The sequence below is a fragment of the Streptomyces sp. NPDC088261 genome, assembly GCF_044740805.1.
In the GTDB taxonomy this organism is placed as follows: Bacteria; Actinomycetota; Actinomycetes; order Streptomycetales; family Streptomycetaceae; genus Streptomyces.
Map to the genome: position 1 here is coordinate 291,839 of NZ_JBIURL010000006.1, position 23,386 is coordinate 315,224.

Consider the following 23,386-nt stretch of genomic DNA (forward strand, 5'->3'; position numbering starts at 1 on the left):
TCCGGGACGGGATCTGATGGTCCGGTTCCTTCGGCGTGGGCGCCGGGTTCCGTGGTTTCGGGCGGGTCGGCTCGTGTCGGTTTGGGTCCGGGCGCACCCGACCTGGGACCTGATGGTCTGGTTCCTCCGGGGCGGGCCCAAGCGCCGGGTTCCGTGGTTCCGGATGCGTCGGCGCGCGTTGGTTTGGGTTCGGGTGGGTCCGGGCCGGGAACCGATGGTCCGGTTCCTCCGGCATGGGCGCCGGGTTCCGTCTTCCCGGACGAGTCGGCTCGCGCCGCTTTGGGTTCGGGTACATCCGGGCGGGGATCTGATGGTCCGGTTCCTCCGGCGCGGGCGCCGGGTTCCGTGGACCCGGATGAGTCGGGTCGCGTGGCTTCGGGTTCGGGTGCGTCCGGGCTGGGACCTGATGGTTCGGTTTCTCCGGGGCAGGCGCAAGCGCCGGGATCCGTCGTCCCGGGCGTGGCGGCTCGTGTTGCTTCGGGGACCGGCGGGTCCGGATCGGTCGGCCCGGGGGTGGATCGGGGCGGGCCGGTTGCCCCGGGTTCCGTGATGTCGGTTCCGTCTGTCCTGCCGGGGGCGGTTCGCCGTGCGGCGGGCGGGGGTGCCGCGTCCGTGCGTGCCGCCGTGTTCCTGCCCTTTTCGCCGGGGCACGTCAGTTCCGTCGCCGAGCGTGTCGCGTTTCGTGACTTTGCCGGGGGCGCCTGGGAAGGGCACGCGGCGCCCGTCTCGCGGGTGCTCACGCGCATGCCCGCGCTGCGGGGGCACGAGTTGGACGCGGCGCGGACCGATCTCATCGCGGCGCACGCGTATCTGACCACCGAGGAAGGGCCGTTGCACCCGCGTGAGCTGATCCGGGACCTGCGCACCGGCGAAGGGCGTCTGTTGCCCTACGCCGGGTGCCTGGCGTCCGCGCTGCGGCGGCTGCCCTCCTACCGGGGGGTGGCGCTGCGCGGCGGTGACGTGGCCATCCCCGAACCCGCCGTCGGCGCGCTCTTGCAGGAGCCGGGGCCCGTCAGCGCGCTGGCCAAGCCGTCCGCGCTGCCGGCCGGGGCCACCGTACGGTACGCGATCTGGTCCATCACCGGGCGCAAGGTACGTCAACTGCTCGACCGGCCCGCCGGATCCCCGGACCCGTACGACGAGATCGTCTTCGTGCCGGGGACCGGTTTCCGGGTGCTGGGGGTACGGACCGTGCCCGCCGGCCCCTCCGTCGTGCTGCTGCGGGAACTTCCCGGCAACGCCACCGCCTACATGGACGGGGCGGAGGAACTGAGCGGCCTGGACCTCAAGGCGCTCGCGCACCTCGAAGCGGCGCTGGCCGCGAAACCGTCCGTCGGCGAGGGTCAGGGCTGGCCGGAACGATGCGCCGGGCCCGTGGGCCAGGGCGCTGGCTAGGGCGTGCGTCCGAGGGGGATCCAAGACCACCCCGGCGTGCCGGGGTTCGCACCACCGATCACGTACGACAGCGAAGGAAGAATATGACACATCGTCACAATCGATCGTCACCGGACGAACCATCACGAGACCCGTCGGCCGCCACGGGCGGGCCGTCCATCCGCCGGGCCGTCACCCTGGGGTCCGTGGGAGCCGACCCGGGCCGGCTCCCGACGCCCGCCGCGTCGCCCTCCACCGCGTCGCCCTCCGCCCCCGCGGCGAGAGGCGCGGACGAGGAGGCCGCGGCGGCGCCCGCCGCCGTACAGCCGAGCACCACGAGCGGTACGGCCGAAGGCGAGGCGGCCGTCGGTGCTGCCACCGGCGCGGCGGCCACCCGGCAGCAGCCGGAGCCGGAGCCGGTGGCGGAAGCGGCCGCCGGTACGGGCCGGCGGGCTCAAGCGGCCCAGGCGGCCCGTACGGGATCGGCCTCGGCCGCGACCGCTCCGGACGCCTCAGCCTCAGCCGGAACCGGAACCGCAGCCCCAGCCGCGGCCTCCGCCTCCGACTCCGGCGAGGCCTCTGGGGAAGGAGCCGGGCGGGGGGACGGCGAACCGCCCTCCGGCAACCCGAAGAAGCCCCTCCTCGCGGCCGCCGGCCTCGCGGGTGTGGTCCTCCTCGCGGTGCCGCTGCTGATCTGGGCGACGAACGACTCCGACAAGAAGACGGACACCACGTCGGTGGTCGCCGAGTCCGACACCATCCTCGACGACCAGGCGTTGAACGCGCCGCCGGAGGACTACGCCCCGGCGTCGCCGACGGCGAAGCCGACGACCGCCAAGCCCTCCGTCAAGGCCAAGGCGAAGGCCCTGCCCCCGGCGGAGCCGGTGAGTCCGCCGTCGCCGTCGCCGACGGCGGAGAAGTCCGCGCCGGCGAAGAAGACGCCGAAGAAGAAGCCGGTGGCCGAGGTCAAGCCGCCGGCCAACACCGCGTCGCTCGCCGTCATGAAGCTGGCCACCCAGCACGCGGGCCGGCACATCTGCTACCGGGCCTACGTCAAGGGCATCGGCTGGCAGGCGCCCGTGTGCGACGGCGCCGAGGCGGGCACGCAGGGGCAGAACCGGCCCATCACGGCCCTCAACATCGCCGTGTCCTCGACCAACGGGGTGAACGCCACCCCCTGGACCATGGGGGAGGGCTACAAGGCACCATGGAAGGGCGCGGCCGACGGCGGCGACCTGTACATCGGGGTCGCGTCGAGCAGCGCCCCGGCGCTGGGCGGTTTCGCGATCAACATCGGGGTGCCCCTGGTGTGCGAGAACGCCTTTGTCACCGACCGGGGTTGGCTGGGTCTGAAGTGCGACGACCCCGGCGGCGAGAACCTCATCTTCGCCGGGACCCTGGAGAAGACCCTGGCCCTCCAGGCCATCAGGCTCACCGTGTGAGGCGGGCCGCCCCGCGGGTGGGTGGCGGAACGCCGCGCACGTGACTGCGGAGGAAGCGCCCGCCGGGTGTACGTCCCCGGCGGGCGCTTCTTTTCCACGGCGACGACGGCGACGACGGCGACGACGGCGATAAATAACGCCGACGACGCCGACGACGGCGACGTACGGCGTCAGCGCGCCGCCTGTTCGTGCCGCGCCGGGCGTTCCCCGTACGGCAGGTCCTCGGGCAGCAGCGTGGTGAGGTCGGCGAGGCTGGGGGACCGCAGGCCGCCGAGCCGGCGCGCCTGGCTGGTCATCATGGTCTCCAGCAGCTGACGGGCGAGCCGGGCGTTGCCGAACGACCGGTCCCGGGGGATCGCGTCCACGTGGGCGCGCAGCATCGCGAGGGTGTCGGGGCCGCACTCGTAACCGGACGCGGCCGCGTGCCGGGAGACGATGGTGACCAGTTCCTCCGTGCTGTAGTCCTCGAACTGCACGTACTTGGAGAACCGCGAGGCCAGCCCGGGGTTGGACGCGAGGAAGCGCTCCATCTCCTCCGTGTACCCGGCGACGATGACCACCACGTCGTCGCGGTGGTCCTCCATCAGCTTGAGGATCGTGTCGACGGCTTCCCGGCCGAAGTCGTTGGAGGATCCCTCGGGGGTGAGCGTGTACGCCTCGTCGATGAACAGCACCCCTCCCAGCGCGCTGGTGAAGACCTCCTTGGTGCGCTGGGCGGTGTGCCCGACGTACTGGCCCACCAGGTCGGCCCTGGCCACCTCGACCAGGCCGGCGCGGGGCAACACCCCCAGGGAGTGCAGGAGTTTGGCGTACAGCCGCGCGACGGTGGTCTTTCCGGTGCCCGGCGGCCCGGTGAAGACCAGGTGGTTGCTGATCCTGGGGCTGGGCAGCCCGGCGGCGACCCGCTGCCGGGCGTTGGACAACAGGCTGACCAGATCGGTCACTTCGCGCTTCACCGCCGCGAGGCCCACCATGGCGGTCAGCTCCGCCATCGGGTCGGCCGCGTCGTCCCCGCCGCGCGGGGTGCCGTCGACGGCGGCCGCCTCGGCGTCCCCGACGTCCTGCGGCAGCAACAGGGTCAGGTCGCTCTCGTCCGGGTCGGCCATGGACGCGAGCCGGAAGGACTGACGGTCCACCATGTCCTCGAACACCCCGCGCGCCGCACGGCCGTTGCCGAAGGACGCGTCGCGCGTCATGCCCTCGAACCGTACGGCCAGCGCCTCGCGCGTGAGCGGCCCCAGCTCGAACTGGTGCCGGTTGCACATGGATTCGGTGATGGTGACCAGTTCGTCCACCGCGTAGTTGCCGAACTCGATGGTACGGGTGAAGCGGGACGCCATCCCCGGGTTGGCCGACAGGAACGACTCCATCTGCTCGGAGTATCCGGCCGCGACCACCACCACGTCGTCGCGGTGGTCCTCCATGAGCTTGAGAAGGGTGTCGACGGCTTCCCGGCCGAAGTCGTTGGAGGATCCCTCGGGGGTGAGGGTGTACGCCTCGTCGATGAACAGCACCCCGCCGAGCGCGCTGGTGAAGGCCTCCGTGGTCTTGATGGCCGTACCGCCGATGATCTGGGCCACCAGATCGGCCCGGGCGACCTCGACGAGGTGGCCGCTGCGCAGGATGCCCAGGTCGGCGAGGATGCTCCCGTACAGCCGGGCCACCGTGGTCTTTCCGGTGCCGGGCGGTCCGGAGAAGATCAGGTGCCGGCTCATCGAGGGGACCGGCATGCCGAGCTTGCGGCGGCGTTCGGCGAGCTGGTTGAGGTTGACCAGGGTGGTGACCTGGTGCTTGACGTTCTCCAGGCCGATCAGCGCGTCCAGGTCGTCCATCGGGGTGCGCGGCGCGGACCCCTTCTCGGACCCGCCCGGGGCCCCGCCCTCGCCCGACACCTCGGCCGTCTCGCCCCAGCTGTCCGCCGCGCCGTTGTCCGCACTGGTCAGGTACTCGACCGAGAGGCGGTCGCCGCCCCGGCTCTGCCGCAGGCCCGCCCCGCGGTTGTCGCGCACCACGCACCGGTTGAGCTGGACGGGCTCGGCGCTGTCGATCCGTACGCCGTCGCCCGTGCTGCCGGTGATCTCGCAGGAGGAGAGCGAGGCCCGGCCGCCGTGGGACACCTGGATGCCGTGGGCCTTCGAACCGCTCACCCGCACCCGGTCCAGGGCGAGTTCGCCCTCGTCCCCCACGGTGATGCCCGCGTCGGCGCTGTCGCTGATCTCGCAGTCCCGCAGGGTTCCGCGCCCGCGCTCGCCGATGACCACGCCCGAGCGGGCGGAGGAGCGCAGCGCGCTGTCGCTGATCTCCGGGTCGGCGTCGTCGTCCACGCTCAGCCCGGAGCCGCCCGCCGACTCGACCTCGCAGTGCTCCAGACGGCCCCGGCCGTCGTCGGTGATCTCGATGCCGTGGCCTCCCGCGCCGATCACCCGGGTGTGGCGCAGCAGGGGGTTGGCGGAGGCGCGGACGTGGATGCCGACCCCGGCCGCGTCCAGCACGTCCAGGCGCTCGAACTCGGCCGTGGAGTGGTCGCTGAGGTACACCGCCCCCGACGGGTCGGCGCAGTCGCTCACCACCGTGTCCCTGAGCAGCGGGGAGCTGCCGTCCACGACCCGGACGGCGGACTGCGCCGAGGTGTGGAAGGCGCACCCCTCCAGGTTTCCGCGCGAGCGGTCGAGGACGAGGAGTCCGCTGTGTTTCGTACGGCGGGTGACGCACCGCCGCAGCAGGGGGTCGGCGCCGCCGGAGATGACGATGCCGCTCTGGGCCGTCGACTCGAAGGTCGTGTCCTCGATCTCGGGGCGGGAGAGGCTGCTCACGAGCAGGCCCACCGAGGTGTGGTGGACGGTGGAGCGCACGATACGGGTCGAGCTGTGGCCCTCCAGGGCGATGGCGGGCTTGTCGGTGCCGGAGATGTCACAGCTGTCGACGGTGCCGCCTGCCTCGCCGCTGGCCAGGATGCCGTTGGCGCGCGCCCCCCGGATCCGGCAGTCGCGGACGAGGGGCCGGGCGCTCTCGCCGATCACCACGGCGGAGGTGCCGAAGTTCTCGAACACGCAGTCCTCGATGACGCTTTCGGTCTCCGAGGAGTCGACGAGCCCCGCGCCGCCGGGATTGGTGACGCGGCAGGCGCGGGCCGCCAGCGAGCCCTTGCCGCGGACCAGCAGCGCCGCCCACCCCGCGCCGCTCACGGTGCAGCCGTCGAGAGCGGCCTGGCCGGCCGGGACGTCCACGACCGGCAGTTCCTTGTCGCGTCCGCGCAGGGTCAGACCGCTGAGCATGACGGCGTCGGCCATCAGACTGATCGCACTGCCCGCGCGGGGGCAGATCTCGACCGTTCCCGGCTCGCCCTCGGCGACGATCGTCACCCGGTTCCTGATGACCAGGTTCTCGGCGTACCGCCCGGGGCGCACATGGATCACCGCCCCGGTGCGCGCCTGGGCCAGTGCCTCACCGATCGTCGGGAAACAGTCCGGCCGTTCCGGGCAGACCGTGAGTATGTGCCGTGCCACGCGCCTCGAACCTCCTGGTATTGCTGGGTCTTTGGCCTGCCCTGTGCGTGCGCCTGAGTATGGCATGCGCATACCATGCGATAATGCGAAGCACCATGAAATACAGGTATGCGGGCCTCGCGCTGGCTGTCGCGGTCATCCTGCCAGTCACCTGCGGGCCCGCCTTCGCCACGCCGGGCGGGTCGTTCGGTCCCGGCGCCGACGAGCCGGTCGCCACCCTGCTGCCCCCGCTGCCGCTGCGCCTCGGCGAGGGCAACCCCTGCACCGGGCCCTCCGAGGAGACCGCGACCGGGGCGGCCTGGTCGCAGAAGGCGCTCGGGCTGCCGAGGGCCCAGCGGATCTCCGAGGGGGCCGGCGTGACCGTCGCGGTGGTCGACACCGGGGTCGCCTCCGGTGTGCCCGGCCTGTCCGGCCGGGTGACGGCGGTCGGCGGCGCGGAGGAGGACTGCGTGGGACACGGCACCTTCGCCGCCGGTCTCATCGCCGCCGCCCCGCAACAGGGCAGCGGAATCACGGGAGTCGCCCCGAAGGCCGACATCGTCGCGCTGCGCGGGACCGACGAGCGCGGGGTGCCGTCGCCGGAGCTGGTCGCCCTCGGGATCCGGACGGCCGTGGACCGGAAGGCGCGGGTCGTCTACGTCGGGCACGCGCTGCGCACGGGCAGGGAGGAGATCACCGACGCCGTCGCCTACGCCACGGAGCACGACGTGCTGGTGGTCGCCCCCGCCGCCCCGGACGCCGTGCCCAAGGAGGAGCGCGGGCCCGGCAACTCCATGCCGCGGGGCCCCTATTGGCCGGCCGCCGCGCCGGGCGTCCTCGCCGTGGTGGACTTCGGGCCCACCGGCGTACGGCAGGAGAACGCGCCGCCCGCCCACGAGCCGGACCTCTCGGCGCCGGGCAGCTCCATGGTCGGCGCCGGGCCGGGCGGACCCGGCCACTACATCGGGTCCGGCGCCTCGCTCGCCGCGGCGGGTACGGCGGGGGCCGCCGCTCTCGTACGGGCCTACCGGCCGACGCTGACCGCACCGGAGGTCGCGCGCCGCCTGCTCGCGACCGCCTACCCGTCGGACACGCCCCGCCTCGACCCCTACGCCGCCCTGTCCCTCGTACCGGAACAGGGCACGTCCGCGCGGGAGGCCGCCGTGCGGGCCGCGCCCGCGCACCTGCCCGAGCCCGCCGACCCCGGCCCCCGGAACCGGGCGCTGGCGATCGCGGGCGGGGGACTGGCGCTCGTCCTGCTGGTGGGAGGCGCCGCCGCGGTGATCCCCCGGGGCAGGGCCAGGAGTTGGCTGCCGCCCGGGCGCCGCCCCGACAGCGCTCCGCCGGCTCCGTAACGTCCGTACGGCCCCGGCGGCCCGGCCCCCCGGAGGGAGCCGGCCGCCGGCCGCCGCGACACCCCCGGGGGACATCAGCGCTCGTCCCCCAGCGGGGTCTGGATCTGGAGCGTCTTGCGCCGCGCGATGCGCACCGCCCGGCCGGGGATCAGCTCCCGCCCCTTCACACTGCCGAAGAGATACCCCTCGCTCGGCGGGCACGACATCAGCAGGCCCGGTGTGTTGACCTCCAACAGCCGCCGCAGCAAAGCCTCGTTGAGGCCGCGCCCGGCGCCGGCCGAGGAGCGGGCCACCACCAGGTGCAGGCCCACCTCGTGGCCGAGCGCCAGATGGTCCAGCAGCGGGGCGAACGGCTGCGCCATCGGACCGCTGCCGATCATGTCGTAGTCGTCGACCAGGATGAACAGCCGCGGCCCCGACCACCAGTCGGCCAGCCGCATCCGCGACGGGGCGACGTCCTCCCCGGGGACGCGCTGCCTGACCGCCCTCGCCACCCCGTCCACGAGGTCCTTGAGGATGTCCATCGACACCGCGTGACCCAGGCGGTACGCCTCCGGCACGGCCTCCACCAGCTCCCGCCGGTAGTCCACCGTCATGATGCGGGCCTCGGCCGGGGTGTACCGCTCGGTGATGCCCTTGGCGACCACCCGCAGCAGGTTGGTCTTGCCGCACTCGCTGTCGCCCACCACGATCATGTGCGGGTTCTCGGAGAAGTCGTGCCACACCGGGGCGAGTTCGTTCTCGTCCAGGCCGATGGCGATCCGCAGCCCGTTCTCGCCCACGGGCGCCGGCAGGTCGGCGACGGGCAGGGCGGTCGGCAGCATCCGCACCCGGGGCGCCGACGGACCCGTCCAGTTCTCGCTGATCGCGGCGACCAGGCCGGCGACACCGTCGGCGAGGTCGTCGGCGTCCTCCACCCCGTCGACGCGCGGCAGCGCCGACAGGTAGTGCAGCTTGTCGGGGGTCAGGCCCCGGCCGGGGCTGCGCGGGATCGTCGCCGCCTTGCGGGAGTCGATCTGCGAGTCCATCGCGTCCCCCATGCGCAGTTCGAGGCGGGTGCCGGTCTGGTCCCGTACGGACGACGACAGCTCCACCCACCGGCCCGTGGTGATCATCAGGTGGACACCGTAGTTGAGGCCGCGGGCGGCCAGCGCGTTGAAGGTGGGAAGGTGCCGGTCGAAGTCCTGGCGCACCGTGGACCAGCCGTCCACCACCAGGAAGATGTCGCCGTGCGGTTCGCCGGGGAACTCGCCCGCCGCCCGCCGCCTGCGGTACGTCGGCATGGAGTCGATGCCCTGTTCGAGGAAGAACCGCTCCCGCTTGCTGAGCAGCGTGCTGACCTCGGCGATCGTACGGCCCACCCGCTCGGCGTCCACCCGCGCCGCCACCCCGCCCATGTGCGGCAGTTCGTCCAGGGCGGCGAGGGTGCCACCGCCGAAGTCCAGGCAGTAGAACTGCACTTCCCTGGGGGTGTGGGTCAGCGCGAGCGCGGTGATGAGGGTCCTCAGCAGCGTGCTCTTGCCGCTCTGCGGGCCGCCCGCGATGGCCACATGGCCGCCCGCCGCCGACAGGTCCACCGTCAGCAGATCACGGAGCTGGTCGAACGGCCGGTCCACGACACCCACCGGGACGGTGAGCCGGCCCCGCAGCGGCCAGTCGGCCGTGGTGAGACCGAAGCGCGGATCAGGCGCCAGCGGAGGCAGGATCTGGTCCAGACTGGCCGGCGCGGACAGCGGCGGCAGCCACACCTGGTGGGCGGGCGGCCCCGAACCGCGCAGCCGGTCCAGCGCCACCGACAACAGCGTCTCGCCGCTCTCCCCGTCGCCCTCCGGCTCCTCCTCGCCCCCGCCGGAGACGTCCGGGTCCGCGGGCGCGCGCGGCACCACCCACTCCGCCGTCCACGGCACCACCTGCCGGGCCACCTGCGCCTGCACGACGGCCCGGCGGCGCTGGTACGGCCCCGAGACGTACGCGGCGCGGAACCGCGTCAGCGCGTCCACCCCGCTCTTCAGGAACCCGGCGCCCGGCTGGGCCGGCAGCTCGTACGCGTCCGGCACGCCCAGCACACCGCGGCTCTCCATCGCGGAGAAGGTGCGCAGACCGATCCGGTACGAGAGATGGCTCTCCAACTGGTGCATGCGGCCCTCGTCCAACCGCTGCGAGGCCAGCAGCAGATGCACACCGAGCGAACGCCCGAGGCGGCCGATCATGACGAACAGCTCCATGAAGTCCCGGTGCGCGGACAGCAGTTCGCTGAACTCGTCCACCACGACGAACAGGCTGGGCAGCGGAGCCAGCGGCACCCCGGACTGCCGTGCCTTCTCGTACTCCAGGGCCGAGGTGTAGTTCCCGGCGGCGCGCAGCAGTTCCTGACGGCGTATCAGCTCACCGTGCAGGGCGTCCTGCATCCGGGCGACCAGGGACACCTCGTCGGCGAGGTTGGTGATGACCGCCGAGGTGTGCGGCAGTTCGTCCAGCCCCAGGAAGGTCGCGCCGCCCTTGAAGTCGACCAGGACGAAGTTCAGCGTCTCCGAGGAGTTGGTGAGGGCGAGCGACAGGACCAGCGTGCGCAGCAGCTCGCTCTTGCCGGAACCGGTCGCCCCGATGAGCATGCCGTGGGGACCCGTACCGCCCTGCGCGGACTCCTTGATGTCCAGCTCCACGGGCCTGCCCTCGCCACTGACCGCGATGGGGACGCGGAGCCGGGCGCTGCCCGTGTACCGCTCCCAGAGCGTGGCCGGCTCGTGCTGGTGCAGATCGGGGATGTTCAGCAGCGCCGTCAGCTCGACGTCGTCCGAGAACGGCTTGGAGTCGTCGCCGCCCATGCTCATCCGGTACGGCGCGAGCAGCCGGGCGAGCGCCCGCGCCCCCACCGGACCGAACCTGTCGGGCCTGCCCAGCACCGTCGACTGCTCCTTGCGGTCGCGGTCGGTACGGACCAGCGCCACACTGTCCTCCGCCACCTCCAGGCGAAGCGTGGTGCGCCCGGGCTTCCAGGTGAGGGCCCCCGTGATGTCGAGGACGACGGCGTTGCGGAACCCGGGGCCGTCGAAACGGTGGCCGGCCGGCAGGGCGCAGCCGTCGATCACGATGACCGTGTACGGCTCCTCCCGTCCCGGGGCCGCGTCGGGATCGGCCCCCGGGCGCTCCTGGAACTCGACACCGAGCAGGTTCTCCAGCTCGTTGAAGGCCGACGTGATCATGCGGGTCGGGCCCGCGCCGTCCTCCTCGTACCGGTGCAGGCTGTGCGGGAGCCACTTCGCCCACTCCCACTCCGCCCGCCGCTCGTCGGACACGCACAGCGCGATCCACAGGTCGTCGGGGGAGTGGAACACCGCCAACTGGCCGAGCAGGCCGCGCACCAGACCGCGTATCCGCTCCTCGTCACCCCGGAACAGCACCTTCGACCAGGCACGGAGATAGATCGCGATGGGCTGGTCCCGTACGGTCGAATAGGCCCGGGTGAAACTGCGCAGCGCGTGCGCCGACAGCGGTTCCAGGTCCTCGACGGGCTTGGTGGACAACGGGATCAGCTTCATCGCGAGGCGCTGGTCGCCGACGGCCATCCGCACCTCCGCGAAGTCCTCGTCCGACGTCCGGCGCTCCCACAGCCGTGACGTCCGCACGAAGGACGACAGCGCGTCGGGCTCGGGATGGCGCCACGCGAGCGCCCGCTGCTGGTCGGCGATGGAGGCCCGCACCTTGCGCCGTGTCTGGCGCAGATACCGCAGGTAGTCGCGGCGTTCGCCCTTCATCCGCTGCTTGCGGTCGGCGTTGCGCTTCATCACCTGACCGATCATCATCCCCGCGGAGGCGACCACCATCACACCGAGCGCGATATAGATGAATCCGCCGCTGGACCTGGCCATGCCGGGCCGCATGAACATCAGCATCATGGACACGGACATCAGGGCCATCGGCAGGTAGGTCCACACCGCGGAGCTGTCCGGGACCACTTCGGGAAGGGTCGGCGGCTCCTGAAGACTCAGGTCTCCCGACGGCGATTCCGGACCTCTACGGCGTGCCGGCCTGCGGAACAGGATCACGCTCAACGAATGGCCTCCTGTGCGATTCCGAACAATTCCATGACAACAGCGCGGGGCGGTCCGCCTTTACCGGAGTTCACCCGGTCTTTACCGGAGTTCACCCGATACCGGGGTTCGCCGGAACGACGGGCGCCCGTAAGGCAATCGAAGTCGGCTGCCGGAAGGGCGAGTTGCCTCGCAATGCGGATGAAGTAGAGTCTCGCGCGATGCCGCCGGTTTCCCCAATGGGCTCGTCGGCACCCACACGCCCGACTTCCTGTCACATTCAGCGGAAAGCGTGAAACCCAAGCCCATGACAGAAACCCGGACGGCGAATCTGTGCCGCGTCACCGTACGCGCTCCGACGAGGATCATCGACCTGGCGGTGCCCTCCGACGTCTCCGTAGCCGACCTGCTGCCCACAGTCGTCGGTTACGGAGGCGAGGACCTGGAGGAATCCGGCCTGGAGCACGGCGGCTGGGTGCTGCAACGTCTCGGCGGCCCACCGCTCGACCCCGAGAGTACCTTGGACTCCCTCGGCCTGCGTGACGGCGAGGTACTCAGTCTGCGGCCGCGCGCCGAGGCGCTCCCCGAGGTCCACCTCGACGACCTCGTCGACGGCATATCCACCACCATGCAGAACCGCCCGCACGGGTGGAGCCCGGTGGCGGGACGGCGCCTGCTGCTCGCCCTGGCCGCCGCCACCCTCACGCTGGGCCTCGTGCTCCTGGGCCTGCCGGGCTCCCCCGGCTGGCTGCGGGCGCTGGCCGCCGGGGCCGCGGGACTGCTGCTGATCGCCGGGGCCGGCTCGGCCGCCCGGGCCGTCGGCGACTCCGGGGCCGGCTCGGTGCTCGGCCTCATGGCGGCCCCCTACTTCGCGCTGGCCGGATGGCTGCTGCCCGGCGGGGAGTTGGGCGGCGCCGGGGGCGACGCCGTGCTGGGAGCACGGCTGTTGGCGGCCTCCGCCGCCGGCGGTGGCGCGGTGGTGCTCGCGCTGGCGGCGGTCGGCGTGTACCCGGCGCTGTTCCTCGGCACGGCCTCCGTCGCCGTCGCGGGCGCGCTCGGCGCGACCCTGATCATCATGGACCTGGCGCCGGACCAGGCGGCCAGTGTGGTGGCCGTCGCGATGGTGCTGTTCGGCGGCTTCGTCCCCTCGCTGTCGTTCCGGCTCTCCGGGATGCGGATGCCCCCGCTGCCGACCAACGTCCAGCAGTTGCAGCAGGGCATCGACCCGTATCCCGCCTCCGACGTGGAGACCCGCGCCACTCTGGCGGACGGCTGGATGACCGCCTTCTACGCGGCCATCGGCCTGATCTGCCTGCCGTGCCTCGCGATGCTCGTGGCCGACCCCGACCTCCCGGGCCTCCTCACCGTCGTCGCCCTGTCCCTGCTGTTGCTGCTGCACAGCAGGGGGCTGGGCAACGTCTGGCAGCGGCTCGCCCTGACCACCGCCGGCGCCTGGGGCACCGCCCTGCTGCTGTACGGGGCGGCCCGGGCCCTCGACCCCACGGACCGGCTGACCCTGACGGCCGGTCTGCTGGCCCTGGCCGCCACGATCACCATCGCCTCCTGGACCGTGCCCGGGCGGCGGCTCCTGCCGTACTGGGGACGCGCGGCCGAGCTGCTGCACTCCCTCGCCGCCATCAGCATGCTGCCGCTGATGCTCTGGACGATGGGCGTGTACGGCACGCTGCGCGGCATCAACGGCTGATCCGGCTCATCGGAAGAACGGGCAACCATGCACAGCAAACGGGACCAAGTACAGGCCCACCTCTTCGTGATGGGCAGGCTGGCCTCGGCCATGCTGCGGGCCGAACCCGACGATCCGGAGAGCCCCCTGGGCCGGACCAACCGCGGCGCCGCGATCGGCGTGCTCATCGCCGTGCTGGTGTGCGCGGGGGCGTTCGTCTTCGGACTCATCAAGCCCGGCGGGAACGACTCCTGGCGCACCGCGCAGAACCTGATCGTCGACAAACAGACGGGCGCCCGCTACCTGTACCTGGACGGACGGCTCCGCCCCGTACGGAACTACGCGTCCGCCCAGCTGATCACCGGCGGCGCCCTCGCCGTCACGACCGTCGGCACCGGCTCCCTCGCCGGCACCCCGCACGGCACGCCCGTCGGCATCCCCGACGGCCCCGAGGCGCTGCCCGGCACCGGCGACCTGGACACCAAGCCGTGGCTGGTGTGCTCCGGCCTCCTCCCGGTCTCGACGGGCGGCGCCACGGCGACCACCACGCTCGCCGTCGGCACGGACGAGCCGGGGGACGTTCCGGGCGGGCGCCGACTGGCCGACCAGGAGGGCCTGTTGGTCGCCGGGCCCGGCTCCACCACCTACCTGCTGTGGCAGGGGAGCAGGCTGCGCCTCGACGGGCGCGGGCACGCGGCGCAGGCTCTCGGGTACGGGAACGTCACCCCCCGCCCGGTCGCCGCCTCCTTCCTCGACGCCTTCCCCCAGGGACCCGACCTGGCGGCGGCCGACGTGCCGGACCGGGGCGCCGAGGGGCCCGACCTGGCCGGCCGCGCCACCCGGATCGGGCAGCTGTTCCTCGTCGACGTACCGGGCTCCGCCGCCCGCTACCACCTGCTCCAGAAGGACGGCCTGGTCCCGCTCACGGCCACCGGGGCGGCACTCCTCATGGGCGACCCGGAGACCCGCGCGAAGGCGTACGACGGCAACGCCGTACGGGTCGCGACGCTCGGGGCCGACGCCCTGACCGGGAATCTCGCCCCGCGCTCCGAGGACGCCGCCGTGAACCCGGCGCGGCTGCCCGAGAAGCCGCCGAGGACGGTCGAGATCGCCGCCGGTTCCGTCGCGTGCGCGGACGTCGACTCCACCCCGGGCGGTATACGGGTCGGTACGTCCGTCCTGCCCGGGCACGCGCTGCCGCAGGTCGTGCAGCCCCCGGCCCCCGAGATCGTGCCCGCCTGCCTGAAGGTCGACGCCATCGCCGTACGGGCCGGGAAGGGCGCGCTGGTCCGGGTGGTGGGCGCGGGCGGCAGCGCGCTGGGCGACACCACGTACCTGGTGACGGACGAAGGGGTGAAGTACCGGCTGCTGTCCCAGGAAGGGGTCAAGGCGCTCGGGTACGAGGGCGTGGAGGAGCGGACGATGCCGTCGCCGCTGCTGGCCATGCTGCCGAGCGGCCCCGACCTCACGCCCGAGGCGGCCTCCTCGGGAGAAGGGCGGGTGACACTGCGGTGTCCGGAGATGTAGGGGCTACAGCGGAAAAGTCGCCCCGCGGCGCCTGTTCGTACGGGCGAACTCCTGGATTCCCCGCGGTGGTCCCGGGTGAAGTCCGCGTGTCCTGACGCCTCGTGGAAACGGGGTCAATGACCGTTATCTCCGGCCGGAATCCGGCTGTCGCTCAGGTGAGCGGCCCGCATTCCGGGCCCTTGCTCAATCGAGCATTCGGGGGCAAGGCCCGGGCCGCCACGGCGGGTTGGGAGGCAATTGCCAAACAACTTGTCGCCTGCTTAGCATCGGGCCACCCCATGTCCCTGTGAACCGGGGTGTGTTCACGGGGCCGCCTTGTCTGCCCACAGGTGGTGCGGGGGTCCACAGGTCGGTGAATTTCGCCGGAAGCCGGAAGGAAGTTCTCTCTCATGGCCATGCAGCAGTCCGAAGAGCAGGCGACCCGCAACGGGATCATGGCGCTGGAGACGGCGTTCAGCGGTGTCCAGCGGTGTCAGCAGGACGTCCAGACCACCGCGGGCACGCTCGCGTCCAACTACGGTGGTTCGGACGGCGGAAGCTTCAAGCGGTTGCTCGAACAGTGGGACGGGCACGTCGACACGATCCTGCTCAATCTGGACCGGATGGTGGACGAGCTCAACTCCACCCTCACCGAACACGGCCTGGCGCAGGGCTCGTCGAGCGAGGCGATCGACCAGGAGTACTCCCGGTCCACGGCCGTCTTCGACGAACTCAACGGGTACAACAGCGGCTCGGCCGGCGTCGCGGGCGGCACCAACCCCAACGCCTGACCACCCCCCACGCCTGACCGTCACGGGCCGGTCCGCCGGCCGTGATCGCACACCGACCGCACACTCACCGTACACGCGGCGAATCGAGGGTTTCTGATGGACTTCACCGACGGTTACATCTACATCGACTACAACCACGCCGAGGGCGCGGCGGACAACATGGTCACCCAGTCCCAGTCCATCATGAGCGTCCTCGAGAACCTGGAAGCGGAGCTGACCGAGCTGAAGAACAGCTGGATCGGTGACGACCGGGACGTCTACCAGGACGTGCAGGCGAAGTGGGACGCGGCCGTCACGAACATCCGGACGCTGCTCGCCAACCACTCGGCCCTGCTGACGGACATCTCCGGCAGCTACCGGCACACCGAGCAGAACCTCTCGCAGCGGTGGTCGGACATCAGGATCGGCGGCCGCTGACCGGTCGCCGACCGGGCGGCAGGGTAGGGAAAACCGGAGGGGAAGGGCGACATGGCCGAGGTCACGGTCCTTGACAGCGCGTTCCTGAAGAAGTTCATCAGCGACCACATCGAGCCGTTCGTGGGGACCCTGGAAGGGATCGTCAAGTACAGCCCGACCGACGGCGAGGCGATCTCGTACATCGCCGACGGCAGGTCGACCACTACGCTCAGCTCCACGAAGCCGCTCATCATCGGCAACATGGCCGGGGAGAAGGCCGCCGGGGGCAAGCTCAACGGGGTCATCCAGGCAGAGGCGGCCGAGATCGTCCGCATCATCGAGGAGCAGACCGTGCTCTTCGAGGACTTCGAGGAAGCGCTGCGGGAGACGATCACACAGCTGGAGAAGAACCAGGGGTCGACCCTGCAAGCCATCACCCCGGAAGAGTTCATGGACGTGTTCGAAGACGTCGACAGTGACCTCGGCGGATCCGGTGGCGAAAGGGAGGAGTAGGCCTCCTCCCGCGGCTCTCGCCCCCGGTTGCCCCCTCCACGACCCCCACAACCTCCCGGAGCACGGTGATGGCAGAGCCCGAGGCCAGCCCCACGGACAACAACGACGACGACTGGGCCACGGCGGTCAAGCAGCTCACCGGGTACGAGGTGGGTCCGCGCGCGTCGTTGTTCGAGAAGATGAAGGGCAACGACGAGATCCCGCTGATGCACGTCCGGCTGGATCACGCGGGCAGTTACTACGAATCCGGCTTCGCCGGCTCGGGCGGCTGGCACACCAAGAACACCGACTACACGATTCCGTTCTACCGGTCCTACCACGACGCCGACCAGACGTCGCCGGGAACGAAGCTCGACCGGTACCGGGCGTACATCACCATCCTGGCGACCGTCGGCGACGCGCCGCCGAGCGGCATGGACGTGATCGGGAGTTTCGAGTACACGAGCAAGGTGCTCAAGGACGAGGGCGGCTGGAACAAGGACGGCAAGGCCGTTTCCTGGGACACCACCAAGCTCGCCCAGTACATCCACGGCACCCGGGCCGCCCTGATGGAGATCGCGACCTCCCCGTATTCCTCACACGGGTTCAGCCACAGCGGCGTCGACGTGTCGGACTCCCTCTATGTGGACCTCGGGTCCTTCTCGGACGCGGCCAGGGCGTTCGACCGGGTGGTCACCTTCTTCAAGGACAGTGCCGCCGCCGTCGGGAAATGGGACAACGAGGACATCGGCGAGGGCAGTAAATCCTGGGACGGCACCTCGGCGGCCATTTTCAAGGCGCTCATCCACAAGCTGGCGAGGAATTACGAGGGATACGCCGAGCAGATCGCGGGTGAGGACGGCGCGGAGTCGACCACGTACTCCACCATCGAGGGTGATCCGGTGTTCTCCGAGCCCGCGCGCGCTCTCGCGGACGCCCAGTGGATTCTGTATCAACAGGCGATGAATCTGATCGCGGCCTGGGACGCGTGGCGGCCCGAGAGCAGTCCGCAGCAGCATCTGTACGACCTGTTGCAGGAAGCCCGGATGGACATCCTCGACAACCAGTTCGGCAAGATCGACTTCCAGCCGTCCACCAACCGTTACGACTACTCCAGCAATATCGTCGCGGGCGAGGGATTCTCGGGCGTGATCACGATCGACGGCCAGGCCTACGGCCCGCCGACCGAGATGACGACGTGGAAGAAGATAGGCGAGGAGGCCGTACGCCGCTGGGAACAGTCGGTGAAGAACTGGCTCGGTCCGGCGGGAGCCGAGGCGATGGTCGCCATCGACAACGCGTTCACCGCGGCGGAGAAGGCGTTCGACCCCACCATCACGGACAAGGACAAGAAGTCCCTCTCGGACATCGCCGCGAAGGAGGAGTCGAACGCGGAGAAGGCCGCCGCGGAGAAGGAGAAGGAGGAAGCCAAGAAGGAGGCGGAGAAGGAAAAGGAGGAGGCGAAGAAGGAGGCCGAGAAGGAGAAGGCGGAAGCCAAGGCCGAGCGGGACGCCGAGAAGGCGGAGGCCGAGAGGGAAAAGGAAGAGGCCAAGAAGGAGGCCGAGAAGGAGAAGGAGGAGGCCAAGAAGGAACGGGACGCCGAGAAGGCGGAGGCCGACCGGGAGAAGGAAGAGGCCAAGGCCGAGGCCGCGAAGGAGAAGGAAGAGGCGAAGGCCGAGCACGCCGCCGAGAAGGCGGAGGCGGAGAAGGAGAAGGAGGAAGCCAAGGCCGAGGCGGCCAGGGAGAAGGAAGAGGCCAAGGCCGAGCGCGACGCGGAGAAGGCGGAGGCCGACAAGGAGAAGGAAGCGGCCAAGGCGGAACAGGACGCCGCGAAGGCGGAGGCCGACAAGGACAGGGAAGAGGTGAAGGCCCAGAACGCCGAGGACCGGGCCGAGGCCAAGAAGGCTCAGGAGGAGGCGAAGGCCGAAGCGGCGGCGCAGCAGGCGCTGGCCCTTTCCGTGGCGGCGCAGCAGCGGGCCGACGCGGAGAAGGAGAAGGAGCAGGCCAAGAAGGAGGCGGACGCGGAGAAGGCCGCCGCGAAGGAGGAACAGGCAGCGGCGAAGGCCGAGGCCGAGGCGGAGAAGGAACAGGCGAAGGAGGAGGCCCGGCAGGAGAAGGAGGCGGCGAAGGCCGAGCAGGAGGCCGCGAAGGCCGAGGCCGACAAGGAGAAGGAGGCGGCCAAGGCGGAACAGGCCGCGGAGAAGGCCGAGGCGGAGAAGGAGCGGGAAGAGGTCAAGGCCCAGAACGAGGCGGACCGCGCCGAGGCCAAGCAGGCCCAGGAGGAGGCGAAGGCCGAGCAGGTCGCGGAGAAGGCAGCCGCCAAGGAGGAGCAGGCAGCGGCGAAGGCCGAGGCCGAGAAGGCCCAGGAGGAGGCCAGGAAGGAGGCGGACGCCGAGAGGGCCGCCGCGAAGGAGGAGCAGGCCGCCGCCCGCGGCGAGGCGGAGAACGCCCAGGAGCAGGCCAGGAGCGAGGCCGTACGGGAGAAGCAGCAGGCCCGGCTGGAGGCCGAGCAGGCGAAGACCGAAGCACAAGCTGACTATGAGCGGGACAAGGCCGACGCGCGCGCCGAGCGCGAGGCCGTTGAGCAGCAGGCCGATCGCCAGGAGGCGGCGGCGAAGCAGGAGTACGAGCACGAGAAGGCCGAGGCACAGGAACAGCGCGACGAGGCCAGGCGGGAGGCCGACCAGGACCGGGCGGACGCACGGAGCGACTACGAGCGCGAGATCGCCGGCGGTGGCGACGAGCGGCAGGCCCGTGAGGAGTACGACCGCAGGCTCGCCGAGATCGACGCCACTGAGCGGGACGCCGTCCAGGACGCCAACGGCGCCGAGGCGGACGCCAGGAAGGAGTACGAGCAGCAGAAGGCCGCCGCCGACGACGCCCGGCAGGAGGCCCGCGACGACGCACAGCAGGCGCGGCGGGACGCCAGGGCCGAGTACGACCGGCGCATGGGCGACATCCAGGCCGAGCAGGACCGGATCGGGGCCGGCGACAGGGACATCGATGAGCAGATCCGCCAGCGCATCGCGGATCTCCCGCAGCCCCCCGACTTCTCCTCGGTCGGCGCCGACTCGCCGTACTCGTCCGTCTTCCACGACAACCTCTACAACCAGGACGACCTGACGTCCGCGCTGGGACGCCCCGAGGGGAGCGGCGCCCTGGCCGCCGCCTCCGACGGCTCCAACGGGGCGGCCGGCTCGCCGGGGATGTCCCCGCCGATGATGCGGGGCGCCGGGGGCGGCGGCGAGTCAGGGTCCTCCGGCGAGCGCACCCGTAACGTCATCGAACCCGGCCTCGGCCGCTCCGCCCGGGCGGGCGGCGGGGTGTCGACCGTCGAGGACCAGGAACACCGCGTCGTCCCGCGCGGCACGCAGACCAGCAGCCAGACGCCGTTCATGCCGCCGATGGCCGGCGGGCCCGGCGGCGGGGGAGGGCAGCAGACCGAGAGCGGCGACCGCGAGCGCACCACGTGGGTGGTGGAGGACGAGGACGTCTGGGGCACCGACGAGGGCGGCGCGCCGCAGGCCCTGGGACGATGAACGCGCCCCGCACGCAGCAGAGTTACCCAGTGAGGAGACCGGGTTGAGTCAGTCGATGGATGACCGGGTGGCCCAGGCGATGGCGCACCTGAAGGCCACGGAGGAGGCGGCGGCGAAGGCCCGGGCCGAAATGGACGCGGCGTCGGCGACGGCGCGTTCGGCCGACAGGTCGGTGCGGGTGACCGTCGGGTCGAAGGGCGAACTGACCAGTGTGGAGTTCCTCGACGGCAAGTACCGCTCCATGGCCGCCTCACAGCTCTCCGCCTCGGTGCTGGAGGCCGCGAACACGGCACGCGCCGAGATGGCGCGCCGGGTCGTCGACCTGCTGGACCCCCTCACCCGGATGACCGCGCGGGGCACCGCACCGGAACGGGCGGGCGTCGACTGGGGTTCGCTCTTCGGATCGCTGCTCGAAGAGACCTCCGTCGACCGGGCGCCGACGGCCATGAGCCGGCTGCGTGACGAGATCCACGAGGACGACCCGGAGCCGGCCGGCCCGCCGCCCGGCGGTCGTGGCACGGGCACCGAGCGGCCGGGGGGCGCATAGCGATGCCGGGTACGTACTCGGGCGACTACGAGGGAATCCGGGGCCTTTCGCGGCACATCGCGGACGCCTCCAGGACGGGCGAGGAGATCGGACCGAGGTTCGACACCGACAGCAGCGCGTACGAGGGCTGCTGGGGCGAGGAGGGCGGCGACGACGAATTCGCCAACCAGGTCGGCCCGCAGGCCCGCAAGGAGCGGGAGATGGTCCTCGACACACTCCTCAGCATCACGAGCGGCTACCGGGCCCTGGTGGACGCGGTCGACGCGGAGGCGGAGAACGTACGGAGGCCGCAGACGCTCGCGATGGACGACATCCGGACGTACGGCGCGGACAGCGAGACCAGGCGCTAGGGCGTGTCCGCAAAGTGGGGTCGTCCGCCCGGAGGGCGGGGCTCGCGGCGTCTGGTGCGTGCGATCGCAAGGCGGAGGACTCACCCCGTACTGGACGTACGGGGTGGGTCCGACAACGCCGCGAGCGCGCGTGCCAGGCGCCGCGAGCCAGACCCCACTTTGCGGACACGCCCTAGGCCCGTTGTCTCGGATCCGGCGTGACGAGCCGCGTCGCCGCCGTCGCGCTGTCGCCGAGATGTGAGCCGAGAGGGGCCTCAGCCCAGCAGGGGCAGCGGGCGGGTGGCCAGGTCCGACGCCTCGTCGGCCGGCAGGCCGAGCATGCGCAGGAGCAGCTCGGCCATCTGCTCGCCGGCCCCCGGACCGATCTCGCTGACGGTGTTGAGCTGGAGCAGTCCGATGAGGGCGCCGCCGATCGCGCTCAGCGCGACCTCGGGGTCGTCGATGCTGAACCGGCCGGAGGCTTTGCCGATCTCCAGGTCACGCAGGGCGCGGGGGGCGAGGCCGGTGTCGGTGTGGACGTGCGACAGCCCCCGGAAGCGGATGATCTGGGTGATCTCCGGGTGCGTGGCGGACAGTTGCAGGGTGAGGCGGACACTGGTGGCGAACACTTCCGCCGGATCGTCGATCCCCTCGGTCACCTTGTCGAGGAGCTGCCCGTACTCCTCCAGGGCGTCGGCGACCGCCGCGTCGAACAGGGCGGTCTTGGTGTCGAAGTGGTTGTAGAAGGTGCCGAAGCCGACGTCCGCCCGTTCGGAGATCTGCTGGATGCTCACCGCCGTGTCCCCGGTCTCGGCCAGGATCCGGCGCGCCGCCGAGATCAGGGCCCGACGGGAGTGCGCCCTGCGGCGTTCGAAGCGGTTGGCGGGCGGGGGAGTCGGCTGCTGCATGCCTCCCAGCCTAGGTCACCGCAGAACTGATGAACCAATCAGTTCGGGGCGCGGAGCCGGTCCAGCGGGAGCCGGGTGAAGGTGATGGTGTCGTACGGGGTACGGCGGCCGGTCTCGTACAGGACGCCCACGGTGCCGGGGCCGGCCTCGACCAGGTCGGAGTAGGCGGCGGGGTCCGCGGTCAGCCGCAGCCCGGTGCTCCAGGTGAGGCCCCCGTCGTCGCTGGCGCGCACGGTCATGTCGGTACGGGCCTCGGGGCCGGCGGGTGCGGACAGCAGGAGCGGGCCGGCGTGTCCGCCGTGCCGGGTCTGGAGGACGCTTCCTTCGGAGAGGGCCGCCGTCACGTCCTCCGTGGGGGCGAAGGGCCCGTCCAGGGTTTCCCCGCCGTCGCCGCTGTAGGCGTCGGCGCGGGAGGCCGGGGCGGTGCCGTGCTGGTCGCGGGTGTTGAAGTAGACGCGACCGTCGGGGAGTTGGGCGGCGGTGGTCTCGTTGGCGTTGACGCGGCCGTCGGGCGTGTCGTCGGCGAAACCGATGCGCCAGGTGGCGCCGCCGTCGTCGCTGAGCAGGGCGTGACCGCCGTAGTACCGCGGCTCCGCGCCGGTGTCGGGGCTGCCGGCGGGCGGTGCGGTGGAGTGGTCGGCCGACACGACCAGGCGTCCGGTGTGCGGGCCGTGGGTCAGCGCGAGGCCGTGGCCGGGGCCTGTGGCGTACCAGCGCCAGTCCGGCCGTGTGGCCTGGTCGGTGATCTCGGTGGGCGGGGACCAGGTGCGTCCGGCGGTGTCACTGTGCTGGACGTAGACCCGCCGCCCCGCGGGCCGCTTTCCCTCCAGGATCGTCCTCTCGGTGGCCGTCGCCGCGTTGCGGCACGTCACGAGCACCAGGCGGCCGGTGCCGGGGACGACGACGGGGACCGGGTTGCCCACCGTGTCCGCGCCGGCGTCGGCGACGACCTGAACGGGGGACCACGTACAACCGCCGTCGGCCGAACGCCGGGAGACGACGTCCACGTCGCCGGCGTCGGCCTGGGAGTGCCGGCGGGCTTCGGCGAAGGCGACAAGCGTGCCGGGGGCGCCCGGGGCGGCGGGGGCGGGGGCGGTGGTGACCACGGCCGGTATACGGAACGTGTGGTAGCCACCGGTCCCGGACCGGAAGACCACGGACGACTCGCAGCGCGCGGCCCCGCCGCCCGAACCCTCCGCCGCGCGGCTGGAGTTGACACACCCGCACAGGAGAGCGGCCAGCCCCACGAGTACGGTTCCGCGCGTGAGCGGAGAGGACACGGACACGGGCGCTCCCAGGCGCGGTGGGGCGCGGGCGAGTTCGGACGGTGGCGGGTGGGGCCGCGGACGTGTCATCGAACCCGGTCGGGGCGGACGCTGCGGCGAACAGGGGCGAAACGCGGCGTGACGGTCCGCCGAAGAGAGCGGAGGCGCGTCGCCGTCACCGGCCAGGTCGCGTCCACGCCTCGCGGCCCGGGAGGGTGACGGCATCGGACATCCGGGCGCCG

The 23,386-nt window shown here is 71.9% G+C and carries 15 protein-coding genes; 11 read left to right on the forward strand and 4 right to left on the reverse strand.

Annotation, left to right across the window (positions count from 1 at the left end; translation table 11 throughout):
* Positions 1–744: 744 nt before the first annotated feature.
* Positions 745–1,395 (forward strand): hypothetical protein, encoded by a 651-nt coding sequence (locus ACIODU_RS15140; RefSeq protein ID WP_401767727.1) that lies wholly within the window; start codon positions 745–747, stop codon positions 1,393–1,395.
* A gap of 185 nt (positions 1,396–1,580) precedes the next feature.
* Positions 1,581–2,816, forward strand: coding sequence for a hypothetical protein (locus tag ACIODU_RS15145; protein ID WP_401767729.1), 1,236 nt, complete (start codon positions 1,581–1,583; stop codon positions 2,814–2,816).
* Between the two features lie 170 nt (positions 2,817–2,986).
* Here the strand turns inward: ACIODU_RS15145 and ACIODU_RS15150 are convergent, their stop codons facing one another.
* Entirely contained in the window at positions 2,987–6,322 is a 3,336-nt protein-coding gene (locus tag ACIODU_RS15150) for a right-handed parallel beta-helix repeat-containing protein (protein WP_401767731.1), read from the reverse strand.
* Positions 6,323–6,417: 95 nt separating this feature from the next.
* Between ACIODU_RS15150 and ACIODU_RS15155 the strand changes: the two genes are divergently transcribed.
* Entirely contained in the window at positions 6,418–7,656 is a 1,239-nt protein-coding gene (locus ACIODU_RS15155; protein ID WP_401767733.1) for a S8 family serine peptidase, read from the forward strand.
* Between the two features lie 74 nt (positions 7,657–7,730).
* Here the strand turns inward: ACIODU_RS15155 and eccCa are convergent, their stop codons facing one another.
* Entirely contained in the window at positions 7,731–11,702 is a 3,972-nt protein-coding gene (gene eccCa, locus ACIODU_RS15160) for a type VII secretion protein EccCa (protein WP_401767881.1), read from the reverse strand.
* Positions 11,703–11,994: 292 nt separating this feature from the next.
* Here eccCa and eccD point away from each other — a divergent pair, with 292 nt between their 5' ends.
* The 8 genes from eccD (at position 11,995) to ACIODU_RS15200 (ending at position 20,992) form a co-directional block, all read left to right on the forward strand.
* Positions 11,995–13,392, forward strand: a complete 1,398-nt coding sequence (gene eccD / locus ACIODU_RS15165) for a type VII secretion integral membrane protein EccD (RefSeq protein ID WP_401767735.1) — start codon at positions 11,995–11,997, stop codon at positions 13,390–13,392.
* Positions 13,393–13,419: 27 nt separating this feature from the next.
* Positions 13,420–14,898: a type VII secretion protein EccB gene (gene eccB / locus ACIODU_RS15170; protein ID WP_401767737.1), complete on the forward strand. Its 1,479-nt coding sequence runs from the start codon at positions 13,420–13,422 to the stop codon at positions 14,896–14,898.
* 395 nt (positions 14,899–15,293) lie between these two features.
* A complete protein-coding gene (locus tag ACIODU_RS15175) occupies positions 15,294–15,668 on the forward strand; it encodes a hypothetical protein (RefSeq protein ID WP_401767883.1) in 375 nt (124 codons plus the stop codon).
* A 96-nt stretch (positions 15,669–15,764) separates the two neighbouring features.
* A complete protein-coding gene (locus ACIODU_RS15180; RefSeq protein WP_356425263.1) occupies positions 15,765–16,085 on the forward strand; it encodes a WXG100 family type VII secretion target in 321 nt (106 codons plus the stop codon).
* 51 nt (positions 16,086–16,136) lie between these two features.
* A complete protein-coding gene (locus tag ACIODU_RS15185; protein WP_356425265.1) occupies positions 16,137–16,577 on the forward strand; it encodes a type VII secretion system-associated protein in 441 nt (146 codons plus the stop codon).
* Positions 16,578–16,645: 68 nt separating this feature from the next.
* On the forward strand, positions 16,646–20,095 hold the full coding sequence (locus ACIODU_RS15190) for an AAWKG family protein (RefSeq protein WP_401767740.1): 3,450 nt from the start codon (positions 16,646–16,648) through the stop codon (positions 20,093–20,095).
* Between the two features lie 55 nt (positions 20,096–20,150).
* A complete protein-coding gene (locus tag ACIODU_RS15195; protein ID WP_401767742.1) occupies positions 20,151–20,642 on the forward strand; it encodes a YbaB/EbfC family nucleoid-associated protein in 492 nt (163 codons plus the stop codon).
* Positions 20,643–20,644: 2 nt separating this feature from the next.
* On the forward strand, positions 20,645–20,992 hold the full coding sequence (locus ACIODU_RS15200; RefSeq protein ID WP_401767744.1) for a hypothetical protein: 348 nt from the start codon (positions 20,645–20,647) through the stop codon (positions 20,990–20,992).
* Positions 20,993–21,246: 254 nt separating this feature from the next.
* On the opposite strand, the gene ACIODU_RS15205 is transcribed toward ACIODU_RS15200, so the two are convergent.
* Together ACIODU_RS15205 and ACIODU_RS15210 are read right to left on the reverse strand one after the other, a co-directional pair.
* A complete protein-coding gene (locus tag ACIODU_RS15205; protein WP_356429088.1) occupies positions 21,247–21,879 on the reverse strand; it encodes a TetR/AcrR family transcriptional regulator in 633 nt (210 codons plus the stop codon).
* 38 nt (positions 21,880–21,917) lie between these two features.
* Positions 21,918–23,165: an exo-alpha-sialidase gene (locus tag ACIODU_RS15210; protein ID WP_401767746.1), complete on the reverse strand. Its 1,248-nt coding sequence runs from the start codon at positions 23,163–23,165 to the stop codon at positions 21,918–21,920.
* Positions 23,166–23,386: the final 221 nt, after the last annotated feature.

Bases quoted from the DNA above. Each gene is read 5' to 3' on its own strand.
- ACIODU_RS15185 (WP_356425265.1), top strand. From the start codon at position 16,137: ATGGCCGAGGTCACGGTCCTTGACAGCGCGTTCCTGAAGAAGTTCATC.
- eccB (WP_401767737.1), top strand. From the start codon at position 13,420: ATGCACAGCAAACGGGACCAAGTACAGGCCCACCTCTTCGTGATGGGC.
- ACIODU_RS15205 (WP_356429088.1), bottom strand. From the start codon at position 21,879: ATGCAGCAGCCGACTCCCCCGCCCGCCAACCGCTTCGAACGCCGCAGG.
- ACIODU_RS15140 (WP_401767727.1), top strand. From the start codon at position 745: ATGCCCGCGCTGCGGGGGCACGAGTTGGACGCGGCGCGGACCGATCTC.
- ACIODU_RS15195 (WP_401767742.1), top strand. From the start codon at position 20,151: ATGGATGACCGGGTGGCCCAGGCGATGGCGCACCTGAAGGCCACGGAG.
- eccD (WP_401767735.1), top strand. From the start codon at position 11,995: ATGACAGAAACCCGGACGGCGAATCTGTGCCGCGTCACCGTACGCGCT.
- ACIODU_RS15180 (WP_356425263.1), top strand. From the start codon at position 15,765: ATGGACTTCACCGACGGTTACATCTACATCGACTACAACCACGCCGAG.
- ACIODU_RS15190 (WP_401767740.1), top strand. From the start codon at position 16,646: ATGGCAGAGCCCGAGGCCAGCCCCACGGACAACAACGACGACGACTGG.
- ACIODU_RS15175 (WP_401767883.1), top strand. From the start codon at position 15,294: ATGCAGCAGTCCGAAGAGCAGGCGACCCGCAACGGGATCATGGCGCTG.
- ACIODU_RS15200 (WP_401767744.1), top strand. From the start codon at position 20,645: ATGCCGGGTACGTACTCGGGCGACTACGAGGGAATCCGGGGCCTTTCG.
- ACIODU_RS15155 (WP_401767733.1), top strand. From the start codon at position 6,418: ATGAAATACAGGTATGCGGGCCTCGCGCTGGCTGTCGCGGTCATCCTG.